Raw genomic sequence first — 25,678 nt, forward strand, 5'->3', positions numbered from 1 at the left:
CCACTGCGCGATCCAGCCGACCGTGCGGGCGACGGCGAAGAGCACGGTGAACATGGTGGTGGGGAAGCCCATCGCCTTGAGGGTGATGCCCGAATAGAAGTCGATGTTCGGGTAGAGCTTCTTCTCGATGAAGTACTCGTCCGACAGCGCGATGCGCTCGAGCTCGATCGCGACGTCCAGCAGCGGATCGTCCTTGATGCCGAGCTCGTTGAGCACCTCATGCGTGGTCTTCTGCATGATCTTGGCGCGCGGATCGTAGTTCTTGTAGACGCGGTGACCGAAGCCCATCAGCCGGAACGGATCGTTCTTGTCCTTCGCCTTGGCGATGTATTTCGGGATGTTCTCGACCGAACCGATCTCCTCCAGCATCTTGAGCGCCGCTTCGTTGGCGCCGCCATGGGCGGGGCCCCAGAGGCAGGCCGTGCCGGCCGCGATGCAGGCGAAGGGGTTGGCGCCCGAGGAGCCGGCCAGACGCACGGTCGAGGTCGAGGCGTTCTGCTCATGGTCGGCGTGGAGGATGAAGATCCGGTCCAGCGCGCGCGAGAGCACCGGGTTGACCTTGTATTCCTCGGCCGGGACCGCAAAGCACATGCGCAGGAAGTTGGAGGTGTAGTCCAGCGAGTTCAGCGGATACACGAAGGGCTGGCCGACCGTGTATTTATAGGCCATCGCCGCCAGCGTCGGCACCTTCGCGATCATGCGCATCGAGGCGATCATGCGCTGGTTCGGGTCCGAGATGTCGGTCGAGTCGTGATAGAAGGCCGAGAGCGCGCCGATCGAGCCGACCATGACGGCCATCGGGTGGGCGTCGCGGCGGAAGCCGTGGAAGAAGCGCGACATCTGCTCGTGCACCATGGTGTGGCGCGTCACGCGATAGTCGAAATCGGCTTTCTGAGCGGCGGTCGGCAATTCGCCTTCCAGCAGCAGATAGCAGGTCTCGAGGAAGTCGCCATGCTCGGCGAGCTGCTCGATCGGGTAGCCGCGGTGCAGCAGGGTGCCGGCATCGCCGTCGATATAGGTGATCTGCGACTCGCAGCTCGCCGTCGAGGTGAAGCCCGGGTCGTAGGTGAACATGCCCGTCTGGGCGTAGAGCTTGCCGATGTCGATGACGGACGGACCGATCGACCCCTGCTTGATCGCCATGTCGACGGCCTTGTCGCCGACCTGGAGCTTGCTGGTGTTTTCGCTCATCGAAACCGATCCTTTCAAAGCTCGCCGCTCATCGCCAGTGGCTGGAGCAGGCTTGGCGCACGCGGGACACCGAACGGGCAGGCGCGATCGCCCCTGAAGACCGGTCCGGCAGTCCAGCGCTCTCCGGGATCATCGTAACCGCGTCCGGGCGGACGCACGACGCTTCCTGGCGCGAAGCCATGTTCATCCGAACAGATCGACATGACGGAAATTTGTCTGCCGGGCCGGCCGGATGCAATCCATGCACCTGATTTACAAGCAATATCCGTGCCCGTGCGATCGATCTTGCCGCACTGCACAGAGGCGTCACTAGACCATTTGCATGGCGCATTCAACCAAGCCGAAAGGCGCTGTTCCCCGCACCGCAGGCATGGCCCGCTGTGCAGCCGCTCCTCTGCGACGCAGCTTCGGCGTCAGGCCTGATCGGCGAGGCGCGCCAGCGTCTCGTCGCGGCCCAGCACGGCCATTACGTCGAACAGGCCGGGCGACATGGCGCGGCCCGTCAGCGCCGCGCGCAAAGGCTGCGCCGCCTGGCCGAGCTTGAGGCCATTGGCCTCGGCGAAGGCGCGCACCGCAGCCTCCAGCGGCGCCGGCGCCCAGTCGTTCACGGCAGCCAGCGCCTGCGCCAGGCCCGGCAGCCGGGCGCGAGCGGCCTCGTCGAGCAGCGCCTTGGCCTTGTCGTCGAGCTGCAGCGGACGCTGGGCATAGAGATAGAAGGCGCTGTCCAGCAGCTCGACCAGCGTCTTGGCGCGCTCCTTCAGCCCCGGCATGGCGGCGAGGAACCTGGCTTCCAGCTCCGGCGGGAGCGTGGGGCCGAGCCCGCGCGCCGGGCCGATCTCGGGCAGGATGACCTTGAGCGCGTCGAGCAGCTCGCGGTCGCTCGACTGGCGCATATAGAGCCCGTTGAGGTTCTCCAGCTTGGCGTAGTCGAAGCGAGCCGGGGAGCGGCCGATCGAGGAGAGATTGAAGGCCTCGATCATCTCCTGGGTCGAGAACACCTCCTGGTCGCCGTGGCTCCAGCCCAGGCGCACCAGATAATTGCGCAGAGCGGCGGGCAGATAGCCCATCGCGCGATATGCATCGACGCCGAGCGCGCCGTGGCGCTTGGAGAGCTTGGCGCCGTCCGAGCCGTGAATCAGCGGGATATGCGACATGCTCGGCACCTGCCAGCCCAGCGCGTTGTAGATCTGCGTCTGGCGGGCGGCGTTGGTGAGATGGTCGTCGCCGCGGATGACATGCGTCACGCCCATGTCGTGATCGTCCACCACCACGGCGAGCATGTAGGTCGGTGTGCCGTCCGAACGCAGCAGCACGAGATCGTCGAGATTCTCGTTCTGCCAGACGACGCGGCCCTGGACCTCGTCCTCCACCACCGTCTCGCCGGTCTGCGGCGCCTTGAGGCGGATCACGGGCTTGACCCCGGCCGGCGCCTCGAACGGGTCGCGGTCGCGCCACCGCCCGTCATAGCGCAGCGGCTTGCCCTCGGCCCGGGCCTTCTCGCGCATTTCCTCAAGCTCTGCCTGGCTGGCGTAGCAGTGATAGGCGGTGCCGGCGGCCAGCATCTGCTCGGCGACCTCGCGATGCCGCTGCGCCCGTGCGAACTGATAGACCGTGTCGCCGTCCCAATCGAGGCCGAGCCAGGAAAGCCCGTCGAGAATCGCGGCGATGGCGGCGTCGGTCGAGCGTTCGCGGTCGGTATCCTCGATGCGCAGCAGCATCTTGCCGCCATGCCGGCGGGCATAGAGCCAGTTGAACAGCGCCGTGCGGCCGCCGCCGATATGGAGGAATCCGGTGGGCGAGGGCGCAAAGCGCGTGACGACGGCGTTGCTCATGAAGGGCAGGCTCCGGCCGGGAGACAGGATCGTCCCGGGGCGATGACGGCGGGGAAAGGCCAGGTCGCGCATGACAACCGGCGCGCGCCCTGTAACATGGCTCCGCCGGGGGGTTAAGCGCTCAATCGCGCCCGGGGGGAGGAAGGCGATGCAGTCGGCACCGCCGGGTCGTCGCGCGAGGTCGCTCGCCGCCGCCATGCCGGCGCGGTGGCTGCCGCCCTTTGCCCTGCATGGCGGCTCGCTGATGAGCGGGCTCGGACAGGGCCTCGTTGCGGCGCTCGCCCTCGAGGCCGAAAGGCGGCGCTTCTTTCTCTGGTTGCCGGTCGCGATGGGCGTCGGCGTCCTGCTCTATTTCGCCGCGGATCGCGAGCCTTCGCTCGCAGCTTCCGCCGTGGGGTTCGCCATCGCCGGGGTCCTCGCCGCGGCGTTGCGCACCCGCCCGATCGTGTCCGGCGGCTGCATCGCCCTGGCGGCCGTCTTCGCCGGCTTCGGGGCCGGGGTGTGGCGCACGGCCGATATCGCCGCGCCGATGCTGGAGCGGCCGCGCGTGGCCAAGGTCACCGGCTTCGTCGAGAGCGTCGAGGTGCGGGATGTCGGCGCGCGCCTCGTGCTGCGGGTCACCGATATCGCAGGGGTGCCGACCGAGGCCCGCCCCAGGCGCGTGCGCGTCAACATCCGCAGCGGAACGGTCTCGCCGGGGGATCATATCGTCGCGACGGCGCGGCTGCTGCCGCCGCCCGGCCCGGCGAGGGCAGGGGGCTATGATTTCGGCCGCGACGCCTTCTTCAAGGGTATCGGCGCTGTCGGCAGCATCGCCGGCAAGATCGCGCTCGCCCCGCCGCCCTCCGCCATGCCGACGCGGCTCGCCTTCGACGCGGCGCTGGACCGGGCCCGCAACGCGCTGACGCAGCGCATCGCCAGCGTCGGCGGCGGGCAGGGCGGGGCGATGGGGGCTGCGCTGGTGACCGGCAAGCGCGGGCTGATCACCGAGGCGACGAACAATGATCTGCGCGCCGCCGGCATCTATCACATCGTCTCGATTTCCGGGCTGCATATGGTGCTGGCGGCCGGCACGATCTTCTGGCTGGTGCGGGCGCTGCTCGCGCTCTCGCAGAGCATCGCGCTCGCCTGGCCGGTCAAGAAGATCGCGGCGGTGGCGGCCATGATCGGCGCGACCGCGTATTGCGTATTCTCCGGCGGCGATGTTGCCACCGAGCGCTCGCTGATCATGACGCTGGTGATGCTGGGGGCCATTCTGGTCGATCGCGCGGCGCTCAGCATGCGCAACCTCGCCATCGCCGCGCTGATCGTGCTGCTGCGCGAGCCCGAAGCCCTGTTGGGGCCGAGTTTCCAGATGTCCTTCGGTGCCGTCGCGGCGCTGATCGCCTTCGCCGAGCGCTGGGACCGGCGCGAGCGCACGCGGCCCGGCTCGATCCTGCCTTGGCCGCTGGACGCGCTCTGGACTGCGGCGCTCGGCATTCTCGTCACCACGATCCTCGCCACGGCGGCGACTGCGCCCTTCGGCGCCTTCCACTTTCAGAGCTTCAACCCCTTCGGCCTGCTCGGCAACGCCTTGGCTCTGCCCTTCGTCTCGCTCTGCGTGATGCCGGCGGCGGTGTTCGGGGTTCTGGCCTATCCGTTCGGGCTCGACTGGCCCGCCTGGGCGCTGATGGGGCTGGCCTCCAAGCAGGTGCTGAAGGTGGCGCATTGGGTCGCGACCATCGAGCACTCGACGGTGACGATCCCCGCCTTCGGGCCTCTGGTTCTGGGCAGTTTCGTCGTCTCTCTGCTATGGACGACGCTCTGGACCACAAGGCTGCGCTGGCTCGGCCTGTTGCCGCTGATGGTCGGGGTCGCCTTCGCCGCCAAGCCCGAGCGACCCGAAATTCTCATAGAGCGCGACGGCTCCGGTATCGCAGTGCGGGGCAGGGACGGCCGCTATGTCGTCGCCGGCAAGCCCAGCCGCTTCGTGGTGCAGCAATGGCTCGCGGCCGATGGCGACGGCCGCTCGCCGGACGATCCGGCGCTGCGGGCCGGCGTCGCCTGCGATGCGCTGGGCTGCATCGCGCGCACCGCCGAGGGACGAACGATCGCCTATGCGCGCGAGCGCCTCGCCATCATCGAGGATTGCCGGCGCGCCGACCTCGTGGTCACGGCTCTCGCCTGGAGCGCGCCCTGCGAGGCGATACTCGTCCAGCGCATGGACCTCGCTCGCGACGGCGCGACCTCGCTCTATCGCCGCCCCGAGGGCTGGAGCTTCCGGGTCTCGGAGCCCCCTGGCGCCGAACGCCCGTGGACCCGCCGCCGCGCCGAGGCGGCACAGGCGCGACCGGCCGAACCCGCCGGGCCGGATGGCGGCAAACCAAAGCGCGGCTCACAGGCGCCGGCTGCGGCAACTCCGTCGCAAGAAACCGGCGACGATGCCGAGAGCTTTCAATAACGCCGCAGCAGATTGACCAGCCGGCCCTGGATCTTCACGCGGTCGGGGCCGAGCACGCGCGTCTCATAGGCCGGGTTGGCGGCTTCGAGCGCGATGGAGGAGCCCTTGCGGCGCAGCCGCTTCAGCGTCGCTTCCTCATCGTCGATCAGCGCGACGATGATGTCCCCCGTATTAGCGGTGTCCTGCCTGCGGATCACGACCGTGTCGCCGTCGAGAATGCCGGCCTCCACCATCGAGTCGCCGCGCACCTCGAGGGCATAATGCTCGCCGGAGCCGAGCATGTCCGGCGGCAGCGAGACGGTGTGGCTGCGGCTCTGGATCGCCGAGATCGGCGTGCCGGCGGCGATCCGGCCCATCACGGGGATCGCGACCGCGCCGCGCGTCTCCGCTTCGGGTGCCGGGGCCGGGCGCGGCTTGCCGAGACCGGGCTGGTTGGCGAAACCGCCCTGAACCACGGCGGGATTGAAGCGGCGCGGCTGCGGCCCGCCGGCGCTGTCGGGCATCTTGATCACTTCGAGCGCGCGCGCCCGGTTGGGCAGGCGGCGGATGAAGCCCCGCTCCTCCAGCGCCATGATGAGGCGGTGGATGCCGGATTTCGACTTGAGGTCCAGCGCATCCTTCATCTCGTCGAAGGAGGGCGGGACGCCGCTCTCGCGCAAGCGTTCCTGAATAAAGCGCAGGAGCTCGTGTTGCTTGCGTGTCAGCATGGTCCCCGCCGATGAACGATCACGATTCGAAACAAACCACGAACAGCATAGCCGTTCGCCTTGTGTTCTGCAAGCGATCGCCGCGCTCGCGCCGCCGATCGGGGGCGGAATTCGCGGCCTGTCCGAGTTGACGGGCCGTGGTCCGTATCGAGGTCAGCCGGCTCTAACGCAGCAGTAAAACTCGGCAGGGATCGCCTGCTTTCGCCGCAGGGGCATGGGCGGGGCGGATCGTCAGGCAGCGCGCGCGCGCCAGCGTGCCGAGCATGGAGGAATCCTGTCGGTCGAAGGGCAGAGCACGCCACCCCGCTGCGCTGCGCTCCAGATCGGAGCGGACATAATCTTCGCGCTCATCGTTAGCCGGCATATCCTTGCCGAGGAGCGCGGGGACGCTGCGGTCCCGCGCCGGATCCTCCATTCCCAGCAGCGCCTCGATCAGAGGCAGCACGAAGAGATGGCCGCAGACGATGGAGGAGACTGGGTTGCCCGGCAGCCCGACCACCACCATGGGCCCGAGCCTCCCCGTCATCATGGGCTTGCCCGGCCGCATCGCGATCTTCCAGAAGCCGAGTTCCATGCCGGCGCGGGTCAGCGCCTCCTGCACGAGATCATGCGCGCCGACCGAAGCGCCTCCGAGCGTGATCAGCGCATCGGCCTGCGCTTCGCGCGCCGCGGCGATCTTCGCCGAGAGATCGGGGTGATCATCGCGGGCGATGCCGAGGTCCAGCGCTTCGCCTCCGGCCTTTTCCACCAGCGCGATCAGCGCGAAAGAATTCGACGCGACGATCTGGTCGGGGCCGACCGTCTGCCCAGGCGCGACGAGTTCGTCGCCGGTCGCCAGGATCGCGATGCGGGGCTTGCGGCGCACCGACAGGGCGGGGTGTCCCGCCGCTGCGGCGAGCCCCAACGCGGCACTGTCGAGCACGCGGCCTGCCGACAGCAGAGCATCGCCCTGCCGGAAATCGAGCCCCGCGGGGCGCAGGAACTTGCCCGTCGCGGCCGGGACCCGAACGGTGATCTCAGCCGAGCCGACGCCATCCGCATCCTCCTGGATCAGGATGGTGTCGGCGCCTTCGGGCATCGGCGCGCCGGTGAAGATGCGCACGGCCTCGCCCGCACCGACCGCTCCGCCGAAGCCGCGCCCGGCCGCCGATTCGCCGATGACCCGCAATGCTTTGCCGGCTTCCATGTCGGCTCCGCGAACCGCATATCCGTCCATCGCCGAGTTCGGAAAGGGCGGCTGGGTGCGCAAGGCGGCGATGTCCTGCGCCAGTACGCGGCCGGCGCAGCGCGCCAGCGGCAGGGTGTCCGCCGCCGTCGGTCCTGGCACGCTCTCGAGCAGCGCCTTCAGCGCGACGGGGACCGGCGTCAGCGCCATCAGAGCGGATCCGCCTCGTAGTCGCCCGAGCGGCCGCCGGATTTGTGGATGAGCCTGATGCCCTCGATCCGCATGCCCTTATCGGCTGCCTTCACCATGTCGTAGATGGTGAGGCAGGCGACCGAGACGGCGGTGAGCGCCTCCATCTCGACGCCGGTCTGGCCGGTGAGCTTCACCTCGGCGCGCACGCGAACGCCGGGTAGCGCCTCGTCGAGTGTGAGGTCCACCGCGATCTTGCTGAGCAGCAGCGGGTGGCAGAGCGGGATCAGTTCATGGGTGCGCTTGGCCGCCATGATGCCGGCAATGCGGGCGGTGCCCAGCACGTCGCCCTTCCTGGCGTTGCCGTCCCGTACGATGGCGAGCGTCTCGGCCGCCATCACGACATGGCCCTCGGCGATGGCGATCCGGGGCGTGAGGGCCTTGTCGCCGACATCGACCATGTGCGCCGCGCCCTGCGCGTCGAGATGGCTGAGCCCGCTCACGCCGCAAGCTCGCCCTGGAGCAGCGCCTGCGTCGCCGCCGTGACATCGGCCTGCCGCATCAGGCTCTCGCCGACGAGGAAGGTGTCGACGCCGCAGCGGCCGAGGCGGGTGACATCCGCATGGGTGAAGATGCCGCTCTCGCCTACGATGATGCGATCGGCCGGCACGCGCGGCGCCAGCCTTTCGGTCACGGCGAGATCGACATGGAAGCTGCGAAGGTCGCGGTTGTTGATGCCGAGCATGCGGCTCTCGATCGCAAGCGCGCGGTCGAGCTCGGCTTCGTCATGCACCTCGACCAGCACGTCCATGCCGAGCTCGCGCGCCGTGTCGTTGAGGCTGCGGGCGGTGTCGTCGTCGACGCCGGCCATGATGATGAGGATGCAGTCGGCACCCCAGGCCCGGGCCTCGAAGACCTGGTAGGGCTCGTAGAGGAAGTCCTTGCGCAGCGCCGGCAGGCCGGAGGCCTCGCGCGCCTGCGTCAAGAACTCCGGCTGCCCCTGGAAGGAGGGGGTATCGGTCAGCACGGAGAGGCAGGCGGCGCCGCCTTCGGCATAGGCGCGGGCCAGCGCCGGCGGGTCGAAATCGGCGCGGATCAGCCCCTTGGAAGGGCTGGCCTTCTTGATCTCGGCGATCAGCGCCGGCTCCCCGGCGGCGATCTTCCGCGCGATGGCATCGGCGAAGCCACGGGCCGGGGCGGCGGCGCGCGCCCGCCGCTCGCTCTCGTCCGGGGGGATCTTGGCCTTGGCGGCGGCGATCTCCTGGCGCTTATACGCCTCGATCTTCGCGAGGATATCGGTCATGCCCTGTCCTCAGGCGTTCGAGACGGTGACGAGCCTGCCGAGCACGGCCTTGGCCTTGCCGCTGTCGAGCGCAGAATTGGCCTGGGCGAAACCGTCCTTCAGGTCGCCCGCCTTGCCCGCGACGAGCAGCGCCGCGGCGGCATTGAAGGCGGCGATGTCGCGGAACGCGGTCTTGGCGCCGTCGAGCACGGCGGAGAGGGCGGCGGCGTTCTCCTCGGGAGTGCCGCCGCGCAGATCCTCCGGCCGGGCGAGGCCGAGGCCGACATCGGCCGGCGAGATCGCGAAGCTCTCGATCCGGCCGTTTTCCAGCGAGACGACGCGGGTCGGTCCCGTGGTGGTGATCTCGTCCAGCCCGTCCGAGCCATGCACGGCCCAGACGCGGGTGGAGCCCAGCGCGGCCAGCACCTTGACCATGGGCTCCAGCCAGGTCTCGGAAAAGGCACCGACGAGCTGGCGTTTGACGCCGGCCGGGTTGGAGAGCGGGCCGAGCAGGTTGAAGATCGTCCGCGTGCCGAGTTCGGTGCGCACCGGCGCGACATGGCGCATCGAGGCGTGAGGCGTCGGCGCGAACATGAAGCCGACGCCCGCCTCGGCGATGCAGCGTTCCGTCCCGGCGACATCGAGGCCGACCTTGACGCCGAGCGCGGTCAGCACGTCGGCCGCGCCGGAGCGCGAGGAGGCGGCGCGATTGCCATGCTTGGCGATCGGCACGCCGCAGGCGGCGGTGATGATCGAGGCCAGTGTCGAAACGTTGTAGGAGCCCGAGGAGTCGCCGCCCGTGCCGACGATGTCGATCGCCTCGGCCGGCGCCTGCACTTTCAGCATCTTGCCGCGCATGGCACCGACGGCGCCGGCAATCTCCTCGACCGTTTCGCCGCGCACGCGCAGCGCCATCAGGAAGGCGGCCGCCTGCGCATTGGTCACACCGCCGGACAGGATCGTGTCGAAGGCGTCGCGGGCCTCCTCGCGCGCGAGGCTCGCGCCGGTCGCCACCTTGGCGATGAAGGGTTTGAAATCGTCCATGATGGCTCTGTCAGATTGAATAATGCGCGGAAGATCAGGCGGTGGGGACCAGGGCGGTGCCGTGCTCGCTTTGCCATCGACCGGCGAGATCGAGGAAGTTCCGCATGATCGTGGCGCCGTGCTCGGAGGCGATGCTCTCGGGGTGAAACTGGACGCCGCAGACCGGCAATTCCCGATGAGACAGGGCCATGATCAGCCCGTCATCGGTCTGCGCCTCGATCTCGAAGACCGGCGGGCAGGTCTCGCGCGCCACGACGAGCGAATGATAGCGAGTCGCCTGCAGGGGGCCGTTGATGCCGCGAAAAAGGCCGCGCGAATTGTGCCGGATCGGCGAAACCTTGCCATGCATCGGCACCGGTGCGCGCACCACATCGCCTCCGAAGGCCTGCCCCATGGTCTGCAGACCGAGGCAGACGCCGAAGATCGGCTTGACGCCGGCGCCCTGCCTCACGAGGTCCAGGCAGATTCCGGCCTCGTTCGGCGTGCAGGGGCCGGGCGACAGCACGATGGCGTCATGCTCGTCCCCCAGCGCGTCCTCGACCGAAAGCGCGTCGTTGCGGCGCACATCGACGCTCGCCCCCAATCCGCCGATGAGGTGGACGAGGTTCCAGGTGAAGCTGTCGTAATTGTCGATCAGCAGAACGCGCATGGCCGGACCCGTGAATGCGGGTTCAGGTCATGCACGGTCAGGGGCCGGGCGGTCAAGTTTGGCGGGGTTCGGACGCCGGGATCGAGCTGGGCACGCTCGGCAACCGGCGGCCTGCATAGAGAATGTTGGTAAAGACGACGAGGTCGCCTTCGATGATGAACGCGAGCGTGATCCGCCGCTCGAATCCCACCAGGCGCAAACCGGGTCGGATATCGTCCCGCCTCATGCCACGTTCGGGGAAGACATCGAACCCCGCAAGATGGCGCCGGATGCGAAGAAGATAGGCGCGCGCCAACTCCGGCGAGGCTTCCGCGCAGATGTGGCTGTAGAGGGAGAGCAGGTCCGCCTCGGCCTCGGGGAGCAGCCTGACGCGATACATGCGCTCAGCCGGATGTGCGAGGAGGCCCGTTCAAGACGGTGTCGAGACGGCCGAACACGTCCTCCAGCGACGACATCCGCGCAGGATCGGCACGATAGCGGTCGATTGCGGGGCCGACCTCGTCCCGCAGCCAGGCTTCCACTGGTCCGTCACGCTCGATGAGCGCGCGCAAGCCGTCACGGATGACCTCGCTCTCGGAGGCGTAGGCTCCCGACCTGACCTTGTCCTTGACCATATGGGCGAGTTCGACCGGCAGGGTGATGCTCAGTTGCTCGGTATCGCGCATGTCCAAACCCTCGCTGGCGAGCAGCCTAGAGCATCGGATCGAAAAGGTGAACCGGAACGGCTGGTCCTCACCCCCGCGCGCCGCGGGGCATGCCGGCAATGCGGGGCTGGGCGAGCCCTGGCGCGGTTTCGACGCCCAGCGTCGGCAGCGCCAGCGTGCGCTGCCCGCGGAAATCGACATGGCAGACGATCAGCCCGCGTTCTTCGATATAGCCGAGCAGGCGCCGGGCGCGGCTGGGCGAATGGCTGCCATAGACGCGGGCGAGCTCGGCATCGCCGGGGCAGGGCGCGCCTTCGATCGCGGTGCGAGCGATGAAGAGGAACAGCCCCTGCAGATCCTCCGGCAGCGTGCCCGACGCCTCGACGGCCGCGCGCCAGCCCTCGCTTTCGGCGATGGCATCGCTGACGCCGGCACGCGCGACGGCCAGCCTGCGGCGGAACTCCTCGAGGCTGAGATGCGTGCGGCCGAGACGGCGCATGCGGCAGCGGACGGTGAAATCCTGATAGAGCACGGCGACCTGCCGCGAGCGGGCCTCGGGATCGGCCATCAGCTCGCGCAGGATCTCGGTCATGATCGCCTCGCGCTCCGCCGGCTCCAGCTCCAGCTCGGGTTCGGGCTCCGCTGCCGGGGCCGGGCGATAGTTCTCGATCTGGCGCAGCACGTCGTTCGCGGCCGGGCGCGGGCGCGGGGCCGGGCGGAGTGTGCGCTCCAGCGGCGGCGGCTCGTCCTCTCCGGGCGTGAAGATCAGCCGGCCGGCCTCTTCGGGCGCCTGGTCAGGCAGAGGCATCAGCCCGGGGGCGCCGCCGCGATCGACCGAGGAGACGGGGCCGATGCGCAGCGGCAACGGCCGCTTCGAGATGGCGGGGCCGAGCGCCACGAACTGGCCGCGCTCCAGATCGCGGAACATCTCTGCCTGGCGCCGGTCCATGCCGAGCAGATCGGCCGCGCGGGCCATGTCGATGTCGAGGAAGGTGCGGCCCATCAGGAAGTTGGAAGCCTCCGCCGCGACGTTCTTGGCGAGCTTGGCGAGGCGCTGCGTCGCGATGACGCCGGCGAGCCCGCGCTTGCGGCCGCGGCACATCAGGTTCGTCATGGCGCCGAGCGAGAGCCGGCGCGCTTCGTCCGAGGCCTCGCCCGCCATGACGGGCGCGAAGAGCTGCGCCTCGTCGACGACGATCAGCATCGGGAACCAGAGCGAACGGTCGACGTCGAAGAGCCCGCCGAGGAAGGCGGCGGTGGCGCGCAGCTGCTCGTCAGCTTCGAGGTTTTCGAGGTTCAGCACCACCGAGACACGATGCTGGCGGACCCTCAGCGCGACGCGCTGGAGCTCGGCTTCGCCGCATTCGGCATCGACCACGACATGGCCGAACTGATCGGCGAGCGAGACGAAATCGCCTTCCGGGTCGATCACCGCCTGCTGCACCAGCGGGGCGCTCTGTTCGAGCAGGCGGCGCAGCAGATGCGACTTGCCCGAGCCGGAATTGCCCTGCACGAGCAGGCGCGTCGCCAGCAGCTCGGCGAGATCGAGCAGGCCGGGTTCTCCCGTCCTCGTCGTGCCGATCTCGATCGCTGTCGTCATGCCGGTCTTCGTGTCGCCTTGCGGGCCTGGGTGCGGGGCAGGGGGCGCTTCTAGCATGTCGCAGCCCGTGCCGGGCGCGGCATGGCGCCGCCTTCCACAGGCAATGCGGGCGACCGGTTCAGCGGCGCTCGATCGCGATCTCGTTCGCCGCGCGGGCGACGATATCGACGATGACGAGGCCCGGCCGATCGATCGCCGGGTGGAAACGCGCCTCGCTCGTCCGCTGGACGAAGACGACGCTGGCGAGCGCCGGATGCGCGGCCAGGCGCGACTGGGCCAGAGCGGGTTCCATCGCGCCGGGCAGTACGAGATGGACCGGTCGCCCGGCCTCGAAGCAGGCATGCAGATCGCCCAGCGCGAACAGGCCGAGCGGCAGCAGCTCGATGCCGGTCAGAAGCGCGACCCCCAGCCCGCTCGCGAGCGCCGCGAGGTCGCCTCCGACGAGGGTGGTGACGATCCGCGCCGACAATTCCGGCCGCAGCAGCCGCGACAGCTCCAGCGCCTTGCCGAGCAGCTCCCGCTCGGAGAGCGGGAAGGGGCCGGCCATCGTCGCCGCATCCGTGACCCGGATGCCGGCGCGGCCGGGCTGCGGCGGCAGCGGATGGGCGCCCTCGCTGGCCATCAGCGCTTCGAGCGGGGCGACGCCATCGGGAATATCGGGGCCGAAGCCGCCGACGAAGCGGGTGCCGAAGGCGCGCATGGCCAGATTGCGCAGCACCAGCAGCGGCCTCAGCGACCCGACGCGGCTCGTCCCCAGCGCCATCACGGCGCCGCTGCGCTCGATCAGCGCGAGCAGTTCCAGCTCGTTGCCATGCAAAGGCAGCAGCACCGGCGAAAGCCCGGCCCGCAGGCTCGCCATCGTCGCGAGGATCGCTTCCGGCCCCATCGGGGCGAGGATCGCGACGCCGGAGCCCGGCCGCGCCTTGTTGATCGACAACAGCCGCGCCAGCCGGTCGATGCGCTGGTCGAGCTCGAGAAAGCTGAGCGAGGCCGGGCGGACATCGCTCCAGCCATGGCGTCCCGGCGGGTCGCGCAGAGCCGCTTCATAGCCCCGGCCCCGGGTCAGCGCGCCGAGCAGCGTGTCGAGATCGAGCCCGTCGAGCAGGTCGGCCGCTTCGTCCTGGTCCACCCGCATCCCGCGCTCGTCAGTTGGCCTGGGCCGGCTGCGGCAAGCGCGCCAGCGTTTCGTTGGAGAGGAAGAAGGCCGGCTGGCGGCCCGTCATCACGACATCGCGGCTATGGGCGAGCCAGGTGTCGGGCAGATAGTAGAGCGGGACGACATAGAAGCCGGAGACCAGCAGCCGGTCGAGCGCGCGGACAGCGGCCACGAAATCCTCCCGCAGGCGCGCGCCCAGCAGCGCCTTCAGCACCGCATCCACCGCCGGGGACTTCACGCCGGCATAGTTGAGCGAGCCCTTGCGATCGGCATTGGCCGAGCCCCAGCGGCCGATCTGCTCGTTGCCGGGGGAGGCGGAGGCCGGCCATGTCCACTGGATCATGTCGAAATCATAGGCCGAGAGGCGCCGCCAATACTGCACGTCGTCGATCAGCCGGACATTGGCGGTGACGCCCAGGCGGGACAGCGACTGAGCGAAATTGAGCGCGAGGCGCTCCTGCGGCCGGCTGGTCACGGTGATCTCGAAGGTGAAGGGCTGGCCGGCACCGTCGCGCAGCGCCCCGTCCTTCAGGCTGAAGCCGGCCTCTTCCAGCAGAGCGAGCGCCCGGCGCGCGCTTTCGCGGTCGCGGCCCGAGCCGTCGGTCTGGGCCGGGCGCCATTGGCCGGACAGGATGTCGTCGCGCACCGCTCCGGGAAAAGCCGCGAGCAGGGCCTTCTCACGGTCAACGGCCGGCACGCCGAGCGCGGACAGATCGGAATCGGAAAAAAAGCTGCCGGCGCGGCGATAGACCCCATAGAACAGGTTGCGATTGACCCATTCGAAGTCGAACAGCATCCCCAGCGCCTCGCGCACCCGGATATCGGCGAAGATCGGCCGGCGGGTGTTGTAGACGAGGCCGGTCATACCCTTGGGCGTGTCGAAATGCAGCGACTGGCGCTTGATGCGGCCCTCGCGCACCGCCGGAATGTCGTAGCCCGTCATCCAGCGGGTCGCGTCGCCCTCCAGCCTGACATCGTAGAGCCCGGCCTTGAACGCCTCGAACAGGGCGTTGGCGTCCCGATAAAAATCGTAGCGGATCTCGTCCGCGTTGAAGAGGCCGCGCAGCACGGGCAGATCGGCGCCCCAGAAATCGCTGCGGCGCCGCAGCGTCAGCGATTCGCCGGGCCTGACATCGGCGACGATATAGGGGCCCGAGCCGAGGGCGGGCCTGAAGCTCGTCTCGCCGAAGGTCTCGGGGTCGGTGGCGTGCCTTGCGAAGATCGGCAGGGCGCCGATCACCAGCGGCAATTCCCGGTTCGCGCCGGTGCCGAGCTCGAACTCGACGCGCGTCGGAGAAGGCGCGGTAGCGCGGGTGATGCCGCCGAGGCTGGCGCGGTGATAGGGCTTGCCCTTGGTCTTCAGCATCTCGACGGTGAAGAGCACATCCTCCGCCGTCACCGGCGCGCCGTCGGAAAAGCGGGCGCGCGGGTCGATCTCGAAGGCGAGCCTGGTGCGGGCCTCGTCCAGCTCGACGCTGCGGGCCAGCAGCCCATAGGCGCTGAACGGCTCGTCGGCGGAGCGCAGCAGCAGGCTCTGCTGCACGTATTTCGGCACCGCATCGGGTGCGACGCCGAGCACCACCAGCGGGTTCAGGCTGTCGAAGGTGCCCTGGATGCCGAAAACGATGCGCCCGCCCTTGGGGGCGTCGGGGTCGGCATAGGGCAGATGCGGAAAGCCGGGGGCCAAGGCCGGCGCGCCATGCATCGCGATGCCATGGGCGGGCAATGGGGCGGCCGGCGAATCGGCGCGCGCCGCCCGTGCCGCCGCCAGAGCGAGCGGTGCGGTCGTCAGCAGGAGTGTGACGGCGCGGCGCGATGGCGTCGCGGTCGATCGTGGCAAATCCATCGCGTGACCTGATTCCCTGCCGTCAGGATAGCATGGCGCGGCGCGCGCGCAGGCAGCTATATCGGGCGGATCCGTGCTTGTCCGTCCGTCCGGTGCGGGCACGGGCAGTGGGGCGCCGCGGTGATTCCGCCATCGGCGCGGCCTCTCGGATTTTTTGCGCAAAGTGGTTTCCACTTTGCGGTCCAATGCTCTAAAGGCGGGGCGGGTGTCATTCAAACGCCTCAATCGCCCGTGATGTGCTCGGCTTGCGGTGGCCGGTGCAGCGATGCGATCGAGCCGCCAGCGGTGACGCACGCGGCTTGCGAAGTCGTGATTCCCGAATTCGCCTGTAAGGAAAGACAAGAATGTCCGCTTCGTTTCGCCTGTCCTCGTCTGCCCTCGGGCTCGTGCTGAGCGCGGCCGTCGGCTTCGCGCCCGTGGCGGCCTTCGCGCAGGCCCAGCCGCAGCAGCGCCCTGCCGCCCCGGCCCAGCGCGCTCCGGCGCCCGCCCAGCAGCCGGCGCAGAACAACAACGCCGCCGCGCAGAACGGCCCGACCGTCGTGCAGGTGAAGCCGGAGCCCTCCCAGACGAGCTGGACCAAGGTCTGCGGCAAGGACCAGGCCGCCAACAAGGAAATCTGCTACACCACCCGCGACTTCGTCTCGGATCAGGGCCAGCCCGTGCTCGCCGCCGCGATCTATGACGTCAAGGGCGACCCGAACAAGATCGTGCGCTTCCTGATGCCGCTCGGCCTGCTGCTGCAGCCCGGCATCCGCTTCGGCGTCGACAGCGCCCAGCCGGTCGGCGGCCGCTATGCGATCTGCTTCCCCAATGGCTGCTTCGCCGAAGCGCAGGTGAAGGACGACTTCATCAACGCCATGAAGAAGGGCACCAACCTCAATGTCAGCGTCCAGAACCAGGGCGCGCGCGAGGTGACCTTCCAGATCCCGCTCTCCGACTTCGCCAAGGGCTTCGACGGCGCCGCCATCGACCCGAAGGTGCTGGAAGAGCAGCAGAAGCAGCTGCAGGACGAACTGGCCAAGAAGCAGGAAGAGCTGCGCAACCGCCTGGGCGGCGGCGGTGCCAATGCCGCGCCGGGCGCTGCCCCGGCCCCCGGCGCCGCTCCCGCTCCGGCGACCCCGCCGAAGCCCTGATCCGGTTGCGGTTTCGCGATCGACACGAAAGGCCGGTCCTTCGGGACCGGCCTTTTTTCATGGCATCGCATTCATGAGCCATTCGTCCCGAGGAGGCGAGCCGATGCGCTGATCCGTGACCAGGCTCAGTTCAGCCCCGCGCGGTCGATCGTGTAGCGGCCCTTGCGGTCGCGGCGGAAGAATTCGCGCGCGCGAGGGTGGCGGACCGGCAGGCCGGATTCGTCGTCGACGAGGTTCTGCTCCGAGACATAGGCGACATATTCGGTCTCCTCGTTCTCGGCGAACAGATGGTAGAAGGGCTGGTCCTTCGAGGGGCGCATCTCCTCCGGAATCGCCATCCACCACTCCTCGGTGTTGGCGAAGACCGGATCGACGTCGAAGATGACGCCGCGGAACGGGTAGATGCGGTGCTTGACGACCTGGCCGATCCTGAACTTGGCCGAACGCGCTTCCATGACAATCCCATAGCGAGGCCGGGGCACAGGCGCCCGGCCGATGTTTAGCCGCCCATGCTCAAGGATTGCGTCGCAAATGCGTCGGAATCAACCGCAGCCGCCGCCGCCGATCATCACATTCCGTAGTGCCCGGCGAGCACGGGGTCCCTTGCGGCAACCTGTCGCGCCAGATCGACGATGACCTTGGCCTGCTTCCAGGTGGCGTCGTCCTGCATCTTGCCGTCGATCATCACGGCGCCCGAGCCGTCCGGCATCGCCTCCAGAATGCGGCGGGCGAAGGCGACCTCGCCCGGATCGGGGCTGAAGACACGCTTGGCGATGTCGATCTGGGACGGGTGGAGCGTCCAGGCCCCGGCGCAGCCGAGCAGGAAGGCGTTGCGGAACTGGGCCTCGCAGGCGGCGCCGTCGGAAAAGTCGCCGAAGGGGCCGTAGAAGGGCTTGATGCCGGCCGCCGCGCAGGCATCGACCATCTTCGCCAGCGTGTAATGCCAGAGATCCTGCTGGGCGACGGCGCGGGCGCCGCCCTCCGGCGCGGGATCGGCGATCACCTTGTATTCGGGATGGCCGCCGCCGACGCGCGTGGTCTTCATGGCGCGCGAGGCCGCCAGATCGGCGGGCCCCAGGCTCATGCCGTGCATGCGGGGGGAGGTGGTGGCGATCGCCTCGACATTCTTGACGCCCTCGGCCGTTTCGAGAATGGCGTGGATGAGGATCGGCTTGCGCAGCTGGTGCCGCGCTTCCAACTGGGCGAGCAGCTGGTCGACATAATGGATGTCCCAGGGACCCTCGACCTTGGGAACCATCACCACATCGAGCTTGCCGCCGATCTCGGCCATGATCGTCGTGATATCGTCGAGAAACCAGGGCGAGTTCAGCGCGTTGACGCGCGTCCACAGGCCGGTCTTCCCGAACTCCACCGCCTTGCCCATGGCGATGAAGCCGTCGCGCGCCGCCTGCTTGGCCTCGACCGGGATCGCGTCCTCGAGATTGCCGAGCACGATATCGACCTGGCCCGCGAGTTCGCCGACCTTGGCGCGCACCTTCTCCAGATGCGGCGGCACGAAATGGATCATCCGCTCCAGCCGCAGCGGCAGCTCCCGGAACGGCTCCGGCGCGCCGATCGCGAGCGGGCGGAAGAACTGGCGCGGCGTCTTGACGGTCATCGGAAGGCCCATGCTGCACTGCGACAAATCTGCGGCAGGGGCGGGCGGGCGTCCATGCTGCTTTCGGCGAGGATACGGGAGGCTAAGAGCAAATGCCTGGGTTTATTTTCCTGATTTCGATTTCAGGTATTTTATCCTAGGCATTCTGTCCGGTCGTGCCGATTTTGGCGCGCGAAAGCGGTGTGACCGCGGGCCGCATCGGATGACGCGGCGTCCGGTCGGCAGCGGGATTGTCGGAGGACGCAGTGACAGGTGCCGGCCGCGATGCTGCGGCCCGGACCAGCCTGTCTTACGACCAGCCCGTCTTAAGACCAGCCCCAGGGCTCGTTCTCGCCAGGCGGCGCGAAGATGTAGCGGAAGCTCGGCACCGGTCGGACGTTGCTCTGCACGGCCCAGCCGATGCCGAATTTCGATTCAGGACCGGTGGTGATCGCCTGCGGCTTCGGATCGGCGTTGTAATGCATCTCCTGGCCGCCGAACCAGCCCCATTCGGCGATCTGCACCAGAGCCGTTCCCCCCACGGGTTGGAAATAGTCGATCAGCCCGACATGCTCATAGGGGGCGGCCGCGCAATGGGTGACGATGACGTCGCCGGGCTTCACCTCGGCCGCGCTGCGGCGGGCGCGCTGCGGCTGGGCGTAGTCCGAGATGTGGGCGGATGGGTTGCCGCCCACGAAATTGCCGACGAAGGCGTTACAGTCGAGCGTCATGAAGCGATCGGCATAGTCCTTGGCCGTGGGCGCGGCGCACATCGCACCGGCACTGTCCTTGTCCCCGGGGGAGCCGATGCGCCCGATCACCATCGCGAGCCGCAGGACGTCGATGATCTCGTCCGGGCTGCCCTTGCCGTCGAAGGCATGGGTGATCGTGTCGGCATAGAACGGCTCGGTCGCCTCGATCTTCGAATCGGTGTCGGCGAGATAGAACGTCTTGCCGCAGGGCGTGTTGGCATTGCCGTGATGGGTCACGCGCAGCGCGCGGATGAAGGCCTGGCATTCGGCGTGGACGAATTTACCGGCCCCGCTCACGCCGTTCCGGCTGTCCCAGCCCGACCCGTAATAATAGAGCCCGGCGCTGATCATCTCGTCGCCCCAGGGGCTTGGGAAGCTCAGATAGGTGTAGCGGTCGAGATACTCCTTAGGCGTCATCGAAAATCCCCCACCCAGGAGGTCGACGCGCGTGGCGACCAGCCTTCCGGGCAGGCTGAATACTTCGCCGGCTTTCCGGAACGTCGAACTCTGGCAACAGGTTAGGGGCGTGGCGTCGGGGCGGTCAAGCCGAGCGCAGCGCGACCGTGCCGTCGCGGAATCATGGCCGCTGCGCGCCTGGCGAGGCTTGCCCGGCCAGGCTTCGGCGCTATGCATCGAAGCATGTCAGCGTCCTTCCCCCACCCGCCCGTCGATTGCCCGCGCGATGGCTGAGCTGCCCGGCATCGTCAATCTGGTCGCACCGTTCTTCGGGCTGATCCTGCTGGGGTTCGCGATCGGCCGCTGGAAGCGCCTGCCGGAAGAGGGGCTGGCTTGGCTGCAGTTCTTCCTGATCTATGTCGCGCTGCCGCCGCTGTTCTACCGGCTCATCGCCGACAAGCCGCTGAGCGAGCTGGCGAATTGGCGCTTCATCGCGGCGACCACCACCGCGACCTTCATCGCCTTCGCCGTATCGCTCGCGATCGGGCTCAGGAGCGCGCGGGGCGATCTGCCGCAGGCGGTGATGCAGGGCGTCGCCGGCTCCTATTCCAATATCGGCTATATGGGCCCGCCGCTCATCCTGGCGGCGCTGGGGCCGGAGGCGAGCGCGCCGGTCGTGCTGATCTTCGTCTTCGACAGCTTGCTGCTGTTCTCGCTGGTGCCGCTGCTGATGGCCTTTGCGGGTGTCGAGAAGACGAGCCTGCTCGCCACCGTGGGGCAGGTGGTCTGGCGCGTGCTGACCCATCCGTTCAACCTCGCCACGCTCGCCGGCGTGCTCGCCAGCTATACGCGGTTCGAGCTGCCGGTGGCGCTCGACCGGATGGTGCTGTGGCTGTCGCAGGCGGCGGCGCCCTGCGCGCTGTTCCTGCTCGGCGTCACGGTGGCGCTGCGGCCGATGCGCTCGCTGCCGGCCGGGGTGCCGGCTCTCGTCGCGGTCAAGCTGCTGCTGCACCCGCTGATGGTCTGGCTCCTGCTCTCGGCGATCGGCGGCATTCCGCAGAACTGGATCTATGCGGCGGTGATCATGGCGGCGCTGCCGCCGGCGCTGAACATCTTCGTGATTTCGACGCAGTATCGCACCGGCATCGAGCGCGCCTCGGCCTGCATCCTGATCGGCACGATCGTCTCGATGGTGACGCTGACGGGGTTCCTGTGGCTGGTGAAGACGGGCAGGATGGTGGCCGACCTGTTTCACTGACGATTGGCGAGGGCGCCATGCTGCCGCTGGACGATCTCGTGGTCCTCGATTTCTCGACGTTGCTGCCGGGGCCGATGGCGAGCCTCTTCCTGGCGGAGGCAGGCGCGCAGGTCGTCAAGATCGAGCGGCCGGGCGGCGAGGACATGCGCGGCTTTCCGCCGCGCTTCGGGCAGGTTTCCGCGCCCTTCGCGGCGCTGAACCGCGGCAAGCAGAGCGTCGAGATCGATCTGAAGGCACAAGGTGCGCTGGAGCGACTGACGCCGCTGATCCTTCAGGCCGATATCCTGATCGAGCAGTTCCGGCCGGGCGTGATGGCGCGTCTGGGCTTCGGCCATGAGGCGCTCGCCGCGCTCAACCCGCGCCTGATCTACTGCTCGATCAGCGGCTATGGGCAGGACGGGCCGCGCGCGCAGGAGGCCGGGCACGACATCAATTATCAGGCGCTCGGCGGGTTGCTCGGGCAGTCCTTGCAGCGGGGGCAGGAGCCGCCGCTGCCGCCTTCCCTCGTCGCCGATATAGGCGGCGGCACGCTGCCGGCTGTGATGAACATCCTGCTGGCGTTGCGCCGGCGCGAGCGGACGGGGCAGGGCTGCCATCTCGACATCGCCATGGCAGACGCCATGCCCTCCTTCGCCTGGTACGGGCTGGCACAGGGCCATGCCACGGGCACGTTTCCGGAAGGCGGGCAGGGCCTGCTGACGGGACAAAGCCCGCGCTACGGCCTCTATGCGACCGCCGATGGCTGGTTCCTGGCCGTCGGCGCGCTGGAGCCGAAATTCTGGAGCGGCTTCTGCGAGGCGATCGGCTTGCCCGAAGCGCTGCGCGACGATGCCGTCGATCCGCCAGCGACCCGGCGCGCCGTTGCCGCCCTCATCGCCGCCCGCTACGCCGCGCATTGGCGCGCGCTGCTGGAGCCGCTGGATTGCTGCTGCACCGTGGTGCGGACACTGGACGAAGCGCGGGCCGAGCCGCAATTTGCCGCGCGCGGCCTGTTCGCCACCCATGTCCGCGAGCCGGGCGGGCGCCAGATGCCTTCCACGCCCGTGCCGCTCGCCCCGGTCTTCCGCCGGCAGGCCGAGGCGCTACGGGGCGTCGCGGCGAGCGGCGAGGATACGGATGATGTGCTGGGGTGATCCCCTCTACGCCCGCAACCGATCGTCCGAAACGCCGCCCAACCCTCGCCGCATCACGAAGCGGCGCAGCGGGCCGATGCGCGAGAGGGCAAGCAGCCCCGCCCCGCGCAGCAGATCGGCCGGCAGGAAGTCGGTCAGGAGCGTGCGGTTGAGCATGTCGACCGCGCCGGTCCGCAGGCGCACATCGGTGCGGCGGGCCGTGTCATAGGCGCCCGTCACGCGGTCGCTGCCGGGATCGGCCGCGCCGCCCACGGCCTGGGCCAGCGCCGCCACATCGCGCAGGCCGAGATTGAGGCCCTGTGCGCCGATCGGCGGGAAGACATGGGCCGCCTCGCCGATCAGCGCCATGCGCGCGGCGGCGAAGCGATCGACCGAGAGCCCGCCCATCGGCACCTTGCCGCGCGCGCCGGACAGGCGCATCGGTCCGAGGATCGACTGGACCTGCCGCTCGACCCGCAGGGCGAAGGCGGCATCGTCCAGCGCCGCGACGGTCTCCGCCTCAGCCGGATCGAGCAGCCAGACCAGCGAGGAGCGGCGGCCGGGCAGGGGCACGAGCGTGCAGGGGCCGCTGCGGGTGTGGAATTCGGTCGAGGTGTCCTTGTGGTCGCGGCGGTGGTCGAAGATGGCGGTCAATGCCGTCTGCGGGTAGCGCCAGTCCTTGGTGGCGATGCCGGCGGCGGTGCGGACCTTTGAGTTGCGGCCATCGGCCCCGACGACGAGCCTTGCACAAAGCGGGTCCAGGCCCTCTCCGACAAGCCTCACGCCGTCCGGCTCCGTTTCGATCTGCTCCACGAGCGCCGGCAGCATCTCGATGCCGCCATGGGCCGCCACAGCCTCGGCCAGGATCGCGGTGAGATCGGCATTCTCGATGTTCCAGCCGAAGGCTTCCATGCCGAGTTCGGCCGCCTTGAATTCCACCGGGGGCTGGCGAAACAGGCTGCCGCTGTCGTCGACCATCCGCATGATGGACAGGGGTGCGGCCTTGGCGAACAGCGCCTCGCCGAGGCCCAGCCCTTCGAGAAAGCGCCACTGGCCGTCGAAGAGCGCGACGGTGCGCCCGTCGCGCGGGGTCGCGACCGGCCCGAGGAGCGCGACGCTGCGGCCCTGGCCCGCCAAGGCGAGCGCCGCGGCGAGGCCGACGGCTCCGGCGCCGACGATGGCGATGTCGATGCGGCGAGGGTTCTGTGTCGTCATGGGCTGAAGGCCTAGCGCGCCGCGCGGCGCTTGGCCACGGTCCGTAAAGTCGCAAGCGGCGTTTGCACGCAGGGCGGATGCGGCGTCGGCTCGCTTTCGTCTATGCTCGTCCCATCACAGAGTTCGGGAGACGCCCACCATGGTCAAAGCCATCCGCGCCCACAAGACCGGCGGACCGGAGGTCCTGCAATATGAGGACGTCGCGCTGCCGCAGCCGGGCCCCGGCGAGTTGCTGATCCGCAATCACGCGATCGGGCTCAATTTCATCGACACCTATTTCCGCTCCGGCCTCTACGCCGCGCCGCAGATGCCCTTCACCCTCGGCAATGAGAGCGCGGGCGAGGTCCTCGCGGTCGGCCCGAACGTGACGGAGTTCAAGCCGGGCGATCGCGTCGCCGTCGTCTCAGGCCTCGGCGCCTATGCCGAAGAACGGATCGTGCCGGCCGCCGCCGCGGTCGCGATCCCGGACGGCATCGCCTATGAGGCCGCCGCCAGCATGATGCTGAAGGGTCTCACGGCCGAATATCTGCTGCACCGGACCTATGCGGTGAAGCCGGGCGACACGATTCTGGTCCACGCCGCTGCCGGCGCGACGGGGCTGATTCTCTGCCAATGGGGCAAGGCGCTGGGTGCGACGGTGATCGGCACGGTCGGGTCGAAGGAGAAGGCCGATCTCGCCAGGGCGCACAAGGCGGATCACGTCATCAACTATCGCGAGGAGGATTTCGCCGCCCGCGTGAAGGAGATCACCGGCGGCAAGCTCTGCGATGTCGTCTATGACGGGGTCGGCAAGGACACCTTCCTGAAATCGCTCGATACGCTGAAGCCCTTCGGGATGATGGTCTCGTTCGGCAATGCCTCCGGCGCGGTCGAGGCCTTCAATCTCGGCCTACTCGCGGCGAAGGGCTCGCTCTATGTCGCGCGTCCGACGCTCAACACGCATACGGCCAAGCGCGAGACGCTGGTCGCCATGGCGAAGAACCTGTTCGATGCCGTGCTGTCCGGCAAGGTGACCGTGCCGGTCAACGCGACATTTGCGCTGAAGGACGCGGCTGAGGCGCATCGTGCGCTGGAATCGCGCGGTACGACGGGCTCGACAGTGTTGATTCCGTAGCGCGGTTCCGGGTCGAACCAGCCGCTCCGGCGCGGGAGAGCTTTCCATCGCTACCATTGTCATTCCGGGGCGCGCCGAAGTCGCGAACCCGGAACCCATGGCTGGGCTGGACAATGATGCAACGCTGCCGGTGGCTCGCCTCGTCGTGGGTTCCGGGTTCTCCGCTCCGCGAAGCCCCGGAATGACATCGGTGTTTCCGCGCTTTATCGGCGCGCTCGATCGCCTGCCTCAGACGGCGATGCCGTGCAGGTCGTAGGCGTCGGCGCGCTCGATCTTCACGGTGACGATGTCGCCGGGCCTGAGCGGCCGGCGGCTCGACACATAGACATTGCCGTCGATCTCGGGCGCATCCCATTTCGAGCGACCCTTCGCGACGGTCGGGCCGGCCTCGTCGATGATCACCGGGATGCGCTTGCCGACACGGGCCCGAACGATGCGGGCCGAGATCTCCGCCTGCGCCTTCATGAAGCGGTGCCAGCGGGCCTCCTTCTCCTCTTCCGGCACGAGCGGCAGGCCGAGATCGTTCGCGGGAGCGCCCTTCACCGGCTCGTATTTGAAGCAGCCGACGCGCTCCAACTTCGCTTCCTTCAGCCAGTCGAGCAGGAACTGCACATCCTCTTCCGTCTCGCCGGGGAAGCCGACGATGAAGGTCGAGCGGATGGCAAGGTCGCGGCAGATCTCGCGCCATTTGCGGATGCGGTCGAGCGTCCGGTCCTGATGCGCGGGGCGGCGCATCGCCTTCAATACGTTCGGCGAAGCATGCTGGAAGGGGATGTCGAGATAGGGCAGCACCAGCCCCTCCTGCATCAACGGAATGACCTCGTCGACATGCGGATAGGGATAGACATAGTGCAGCCGCACCCACATCCCCATCTGGCCGAGCTCGCGGGCGAGCTCGTAGAAGCGGGTACGGATCTCGCGGTCCTTGAACATCGAGGGCGCATATTTGATGTCGAGGCCGTAGGCGCTGGTGTCTTGCGAGATCACCAGCAACTCCTTGACGCCGGCCTTGGCCAGCTTCTCGGCCTCGCGCAGGACGTCGCCGATCGGCCGCGAGACGAGATCTCCCCGCAGCTTCGGGATGATGCAGAAGGTGCAGCGATTGTTGCAGCCCTCTGAAATCTTGAGATAGGCGTAATGCCGCGGCGTCAGCTTCACGCCCTGGTCCGGCACCAGATCGACGAAGGGGTCGTGCTTGGGCGGTACGGCCTGATGCACCGCCGAAACGACGCTCTCATAGGCCTGCGGCCCGGTGATCGCGAGCACGTTCGGGAAGGCGTCGCGGATCTGCTCGGGCTCGGCGCCCATGCAGCCGGTGACGATGACCTTGCCGTTCTCCGCCATCGCCGAGCCGAT

General features: G+C 68.7%; 23 protein-coding genes. 5 read left to right on the top strand and 18 right to left on the bottom strand.

Going from position 1 to position 25,678, the window contains the following annotated elements; translation table 11 throughout:
- A partial coding sequence (gltA, locus tag ACOJTB_RS21685; protein ID WP_420104602.1) for a citrate synthase occupies positions 1 to 1,191 on the bottom strand: 1,191 nt, incomplete at its 3' end.
- 413 nt (positions 1,192 to 1,604) lie between these two features.
- Complete coding sequence (gltX, locus tag ACOJTB_RS21690; protein WP_420104603.1) at positions 1,605 to 3,023, bottom strand: glutamate--tRNA ligase; 1,419 nt, start codon at positions 3,021 to 3,023, stop codon at positions 1,605 to 1,607.
- A gap of 148 nt (positions 3,024 to 3,171) precedes the next feature.
- Here gltX and ACOJTB_RS21695 point away from each other — a divergent pair, with 148 nt between their 5' ends.
- Entirely contained in the window at positions 3,172 to 5,463 is a 2,292-nt protein-coding gene (locus ACOJTB_RS21695; protein WP_420104604.1) for a ComEC/Rec2 family competence protein, read from the top strand.
- Here the strand turns inward: ACOJTB_RS21695 and lexA are convergent.
- The 11 genes from lexA to ACOJTB_RS21750 form a co-directional block, all read right to left on the bottom strand.
- Positions 5,457 to 6,170 (bottom strand): transcriptional repressor LexA, encoded by a 714-nt coding sequence (gene lexA, locus ACOJTB_RS21700; protein WP_420104605.1) that lies wholly within the window; start codon positions 6,168 to 6,170, stop codon positions 5,457 to 5,459. The two genes, ACOJTB_RS21695 and lexA, sit on opposite strands and share 7 nt — an antisense overlap.
- Positions 6,171 to 6,333: 163 nt before the next feature.
- On the bottom strand, positions 6,334 to 7,545 hold the full coding sequence (locus ACOJTB_RS21705) for a molybdopterin molybdotransferase MoeA (protein ID WP_420104606.1): 1,212 nt from the start codon (positions 7,543 to 7,545) through the stop codon (positions 6,334 to 6,336).
- Positions 7,545 to 8,027, bottom strand: a complete 483-nt coding sequence (moaC, locus tag ACOJTB_RS21710; protein WP_420104607.1) for a cyclic pyranopterin monophosphate synthase MoaC — start codon at positions 8,025 to 8,027, stop codon at positions 7,545 to 7,547. The genes ACOJTB_RS21705 and moaC overlap by 1 nt, the downstream gene beginning before the upstream one ends.
- Entirely contained in the window at positions 8,024 to 8,827 is an 804-nt protein-coding gene (gene trpC, locus ACOJTB_RS21715; protein WP_420104608.1) for an indole-3-glycerol phosphate synthase TrpC, read from the bottom strand. The genes moaC and trpC overlap by 4 nt, the downstream gene beginning before the upstream one ends.
- A 9-nt stretch (positions 8,828 to 8,836) precedes the next feature.
- Positions 8,837 to 9,850, bottom strand: a complete 1,014-nt coding sequence (gene trpD / locus ACOJTB_RS21720; RefSeq protein WP_420104609.1) for an anthranilate phosphoribosyltransferase — start codon at positions 9,848 to 9,850, stop codon at positions 8,837 to 8,839.
- Positions 9,851 to 9,884: 34 nt separating this feature from the next.
- On the bottom strand, positions 9,885 to 10,499 hold the full coding sequence (locus tag ACOJTB_RS21725; RefSeq protein WP_420104610.1) for an anthranilate synthase component II: 615 nt from the start codon (positions 10,497 to 10,499) through the stop codon (positions 9,885 to 9,887).
- 52 nt (positions 10,500 to 10,551) lie between these two features.
- Complete coding sequence (locus ACOJTB_RS21730) at positions 10,552 to 10,878, bottom strand: type II toxin-antitoxin system RelE/ParE family toxin (RefSeq protein WP_420104611.1); 327 nt, start codon at positions 10,876 to 10,878, stop codon at positions 10,552 to 10,554.
- 4 nt (positions 10,879 to 10,882) lie between these two features.
- Entirely contained in the window at positions 10,883 to 11,164 is a 282-nt protein-coding gene (locus ACOJTB_RS21735) for a type II toxin-antitoxin system ParD family antitoxin (RefSeq protein WP_420104612.1), read from the bottom strand.
- Between the two features lie 67 nt (positions 11,165 to 11,231).
- The gene (locus ACOJTB_RS21740; RefSeq protein ID WP_420104613.1) at positions 11,232 to 12,743 is read right to left on the bottom strand and encodes a helicase HerA domain-containing protein; all 1,512 of its coding nucleotides are present in this window, start codon (positions 12,741 to 12,743) and stop codon (positions 11,232 to 11,234) included.
- Between the two features lie 118 nt (positions 12,744 to 12,861).
- Positions 12,862 to 13,878, bottom strand: coding sequence for an AMP-binding protein (locus ACOJTB_RS21745; RefSeq protein ID WP_420104614.1), 1,017 nt, complete (start codon positions 13,876 to 13,878; stop codon positions 12,862 to 12,864).
- 10 nt (positions 13,879 to 13,888) lie between these two features.
- Positions 13,889 to 15,745 (bottom strand): ABC transporter substrate-binding protein, encoded by a 1,857-nt coding sequence (locus ACOJTB_RS21750; RefSeq protein WP_420104615.1) that lies wholly within the window; start codon positions 15,743 to 15,745, stop codon positions 13,889 to 13,891.
- Between the two features lie 344 nt (positions 15,746 to 16,089).
- Between ACOJTB_RS21750 and ACOJTB_RS21755 the strand changes: the two genes are divergently transcribed.
- The gene (locus ACOJTB_RS21755) at positions 16,090 to 16,878 is read left to right on the top strand and encodes an invasion associated locus B family protein (protein WP_420104616.1); all 789 of its coding nucleotides are present in this window, start codon (positions 16,090 to 16,092) and stop codon (positions 16,876 to 16,878) included.
- A gap of 125 nt (positions 16,879 to 17,003) precedes the next feature.
- Here the strand turns inward: ACOJTB_RS21755 and hspQ are convergent, their stop codons facing one another.
- The 3 genes from hspQ to ACOJTB_RS21770 form a co-directional block, all read right to left on the bottom strand.
- Positions 17,004 to 17,333 (bottom strand): heat shock protein HspQ, encoded by a 330-nt coding sequence (gene hspQ / locus ACOJTB_RS21760; RefSeq protein WP_420104617.1) that lies wholly within the window; start codon positions 17,331 to 17,333, stop codon positions 17,004 to 17,006.
- Positions 17,334 to 17,446: 113 nt separating this feature from the next.
- Positions 17,447 to 18,496, bottom strand: coding sequence for an HpcH/HpaI aldolase/citrate lyase family protein (locus tag ACOJTB_RS21765; protein ID WP_420104618.1), 1,050 nt, complete (start codon positions 18,494 to 18,496; stop codon positions 17,447 to 17,449).
- A gap of 305 nt (positions 18,497 to 18,801) precedes the next feature.
- Positions 18,802 to 19,644, bottom strand: a complete 843-nt coding sequence (locus tag ACOJTB_RS21770; protein ID WP_420104619.1) for a hypothetical protein — start codon at positions 19,642 to 19,644, stop codon at positions 18,802 to 18,804.
- 265 nt (positions 19,645 to 19,909) lie between these two features.
- Between ACOJTB_RS21770 and ACOJTB_RS21775 the strand changes: the two genes are divergently transcribed.
- Positions 19,910 to 20,881, top strand: a complete 972-nt coding sequence (locus ACOJTB_RS21775; RefSeq protein WP_420104620.1) for an AEC family transporter — start codon at positions 19,910 to 19,912, stop codon at positions 20,879 to 20,881.
- A 17-nt stretch (positions 20,882 to 20,898) separates the two neighbouring features.
- Entirely contained in the window at positions 20,899 to 22,014 is a 1,116-nt protein-coding gene (locus tag ACOJTB_RS21780; RefSeq protein ID WP_420104621.1) for a CaiB/BaiF CoA transferase family protein, read from the top strand.
- 6 nt (positions 22,015 to 22,020) lie between these two features.
- Here ACOJTB_RS21780 and ACOJTB_RS21785 read toward each other — a convergent pair whose 3' ends face one another.
- The gene (locus ACOJTB_RS21785) at positions 22,021 to 23,208 is read right to left on the bottom strand and encodes a UbiH/UbiF family hydroxylase (RefSeq protein WP_420104622.1); all 1,188 of its coding nucleotides are present in this window, start codon (positions 23,206 to 23,208) and stop codon (positions 22,021 to 22,023) included.
- A 139-nt stretch (positions 23,209 to 23,347) separates the two neighbouring features.
- Here ACOJTB_RS21785 and ACOJTB_RS21790 point away from each other — a divergent pair, with 139 nt between their 5' ends.
- Positions 23,348 to 24,322 carry a quinone oxidoreductase family protein gene (locus ACOJTB_RS21790; protein WP_420104623.1) on the top strand — a complete coding sequence of 325 codons (975 nt, stop codon included), beginning with the start codon at positions 23,348 to 23,350 and terminating at the stop codon, positions 24,320 to 24,322.
- Positions 24,323 to 24,550: 228 nt separating this feature from the next.
- Here ACOJTB_RS21790 and rimO read toward each other — a convergent pair.
- The coding region (gene rimO, locus ACOJTB_RS21795; protein WP_420104624.1) for a 30S ribosomal protein S12 methylthiotransferase RimO at positions 24,551 to 25,678 on the bottom strand (1,128 nt) is incomplete at its 5' end.

The organism is Allobosea sp. (assembly GCF_048595345.1).
In the GTDB taxonomy this organism is placed as follows: Bacteria; Pseudomonadota; Alphaproteobacteria; order Rhizobiales; family Beijerinckiaceae; genus Allobosea.

Coding starts and splice junctions, on each gene's coding strand:
- ACOJTB_RS21790 (WP_420104623.1), top strand. CDS start 23,348: ATGGTCAAAGCCATCCGCGCCCACAAGACCGGCGGACCGGAGGTCCTG.
- lexA (WP_420104605.1), bottom strand. CDS start 6,170: ATGCTGACACGCAAGCAACACGAGCTCCTGCGCTTTATTCAGGAACGC.
- ACOJTB_RS21745 (WP_420104614.1), bottom strand. CDS start 13,878: ATGCGGGTGGACCAGGACGAAGCGGCCGACCTGCTCGACGGGCTCGAT.
- ACOJTB_RS21770 (WP_420104619.1), bottom strand. CDS start 19,644: ATGACGCCTAAGGAGTATCTCGACCGCTACACCTATCTGAGCTTCCCA.
- ACOJTB_RS21785 (WP_420104622.1), bottom strand. CDS start 23,208: ATGACGACACAGAACCCTCGCCGCATCGACATCGCCATCGTCGGCGCC.
- ACOJTB_RS21725 (WP_420104610.1), bottom strand. CDS start 10,499: ATGCGCGTTCTGCTGATCGACAATTACGACAGCTTCACCTGGAACCTC.
- ACOJTB_RS21740 (WP_420104613.1), bottom strand. CDS start 12,743: ATGACGACAGCGATCGAGATCGGCACGACGAGGACGGGAGAACCCGGC.
- ACOJTB_RS21780 (WP_420104621.1), top strand. CDS start 20,899: ATGCTGCCGCTGGACGATCTCGTGGTCCTCGATTTCTCGACGTTGCTG.
- trpD (WP_420104609.1), bottom strand. CDS start 9,850: ATGGACGATTTCAAACCCTTCATCGCCAAGGTGGCGACCGGCGCGAGC.
- trpC (WP_420104608.1), bottom strand. CDS start 8,827: ATGACCGATATCCTCGCGAAGATCGAGGCGTATAAGCGCCAGGAGATC.
- ACOJTB_RS21705 (WP_420104606.1), bottom strand. CDS start 7,545: ATGGCGCTGACGCCGGTCCCCGTCGCGCTGAAGGCGCTGCTCGAGAGC.
- ACOJTB_RS21775 (WP_420104620.1), top strand. CDS start 19,910: ATGGCTGAGCTGCCCGGCATCGTCAATCTGGTCGCACCGTTCTTCGGG.
- ACOJTB_RS21755 (WP_420104616.1), top strand. CDS start 16,090: ATGTCCGCTTCGTTTCGCCTGTCCTCGTCTGCCCTCGGGCTCGTGCTG.
- ACOJTB_RS21765 (WP_420104618.1), bottom strand. CDS start 18,496: ATGACCGTCAAGACGCCGCGCCAGTTCTTCCGCCCGCTCGCGATCGGC.
- ACOJTB_RS21730 (WP_420104611.1), bottom strand. CDS start 10,878: ATGTATCGCGTCAGGCTGCTCCCCGAGGCCGAGGCGGACCTGCTCTCC.
- gltX (WP_420104603.1), bottom strand. CDS start 3,023: ATGAGCAACGCCGTCGTCACGCGCTTTGCGCCCTCGCCCACCGGATTC.
- ACOJTB_RS21735 (WP_420104612.1), bottom strand. CDS start 11,164: ATGCGCGATACCGAGCAACTGAGCATCACCCTGCCGGTCGAACTCGCC.
- ACOJTB_RS21750 (WP_420104615.1), bottom strand. CDS start 15,745: ATGGATTTGCCACGATCGACCGCGACGCCATCGCGCCGCGCCGTCACA.
- hspQ (WP_420104617.1), bottom strand. CDS start 17,333: ATGGAAGCGCGTTCGGCCAAGTTCAGGATCGGCCAGGTCGTCAAGCAC.
- ACOJTB_RS21695 (WP_420104604.1), top strand. CDS start 3,172: ATGCAGTCGGCACCGCCGGGTCGTCGCGCGAGGTCGCTCGCCGCCGCC.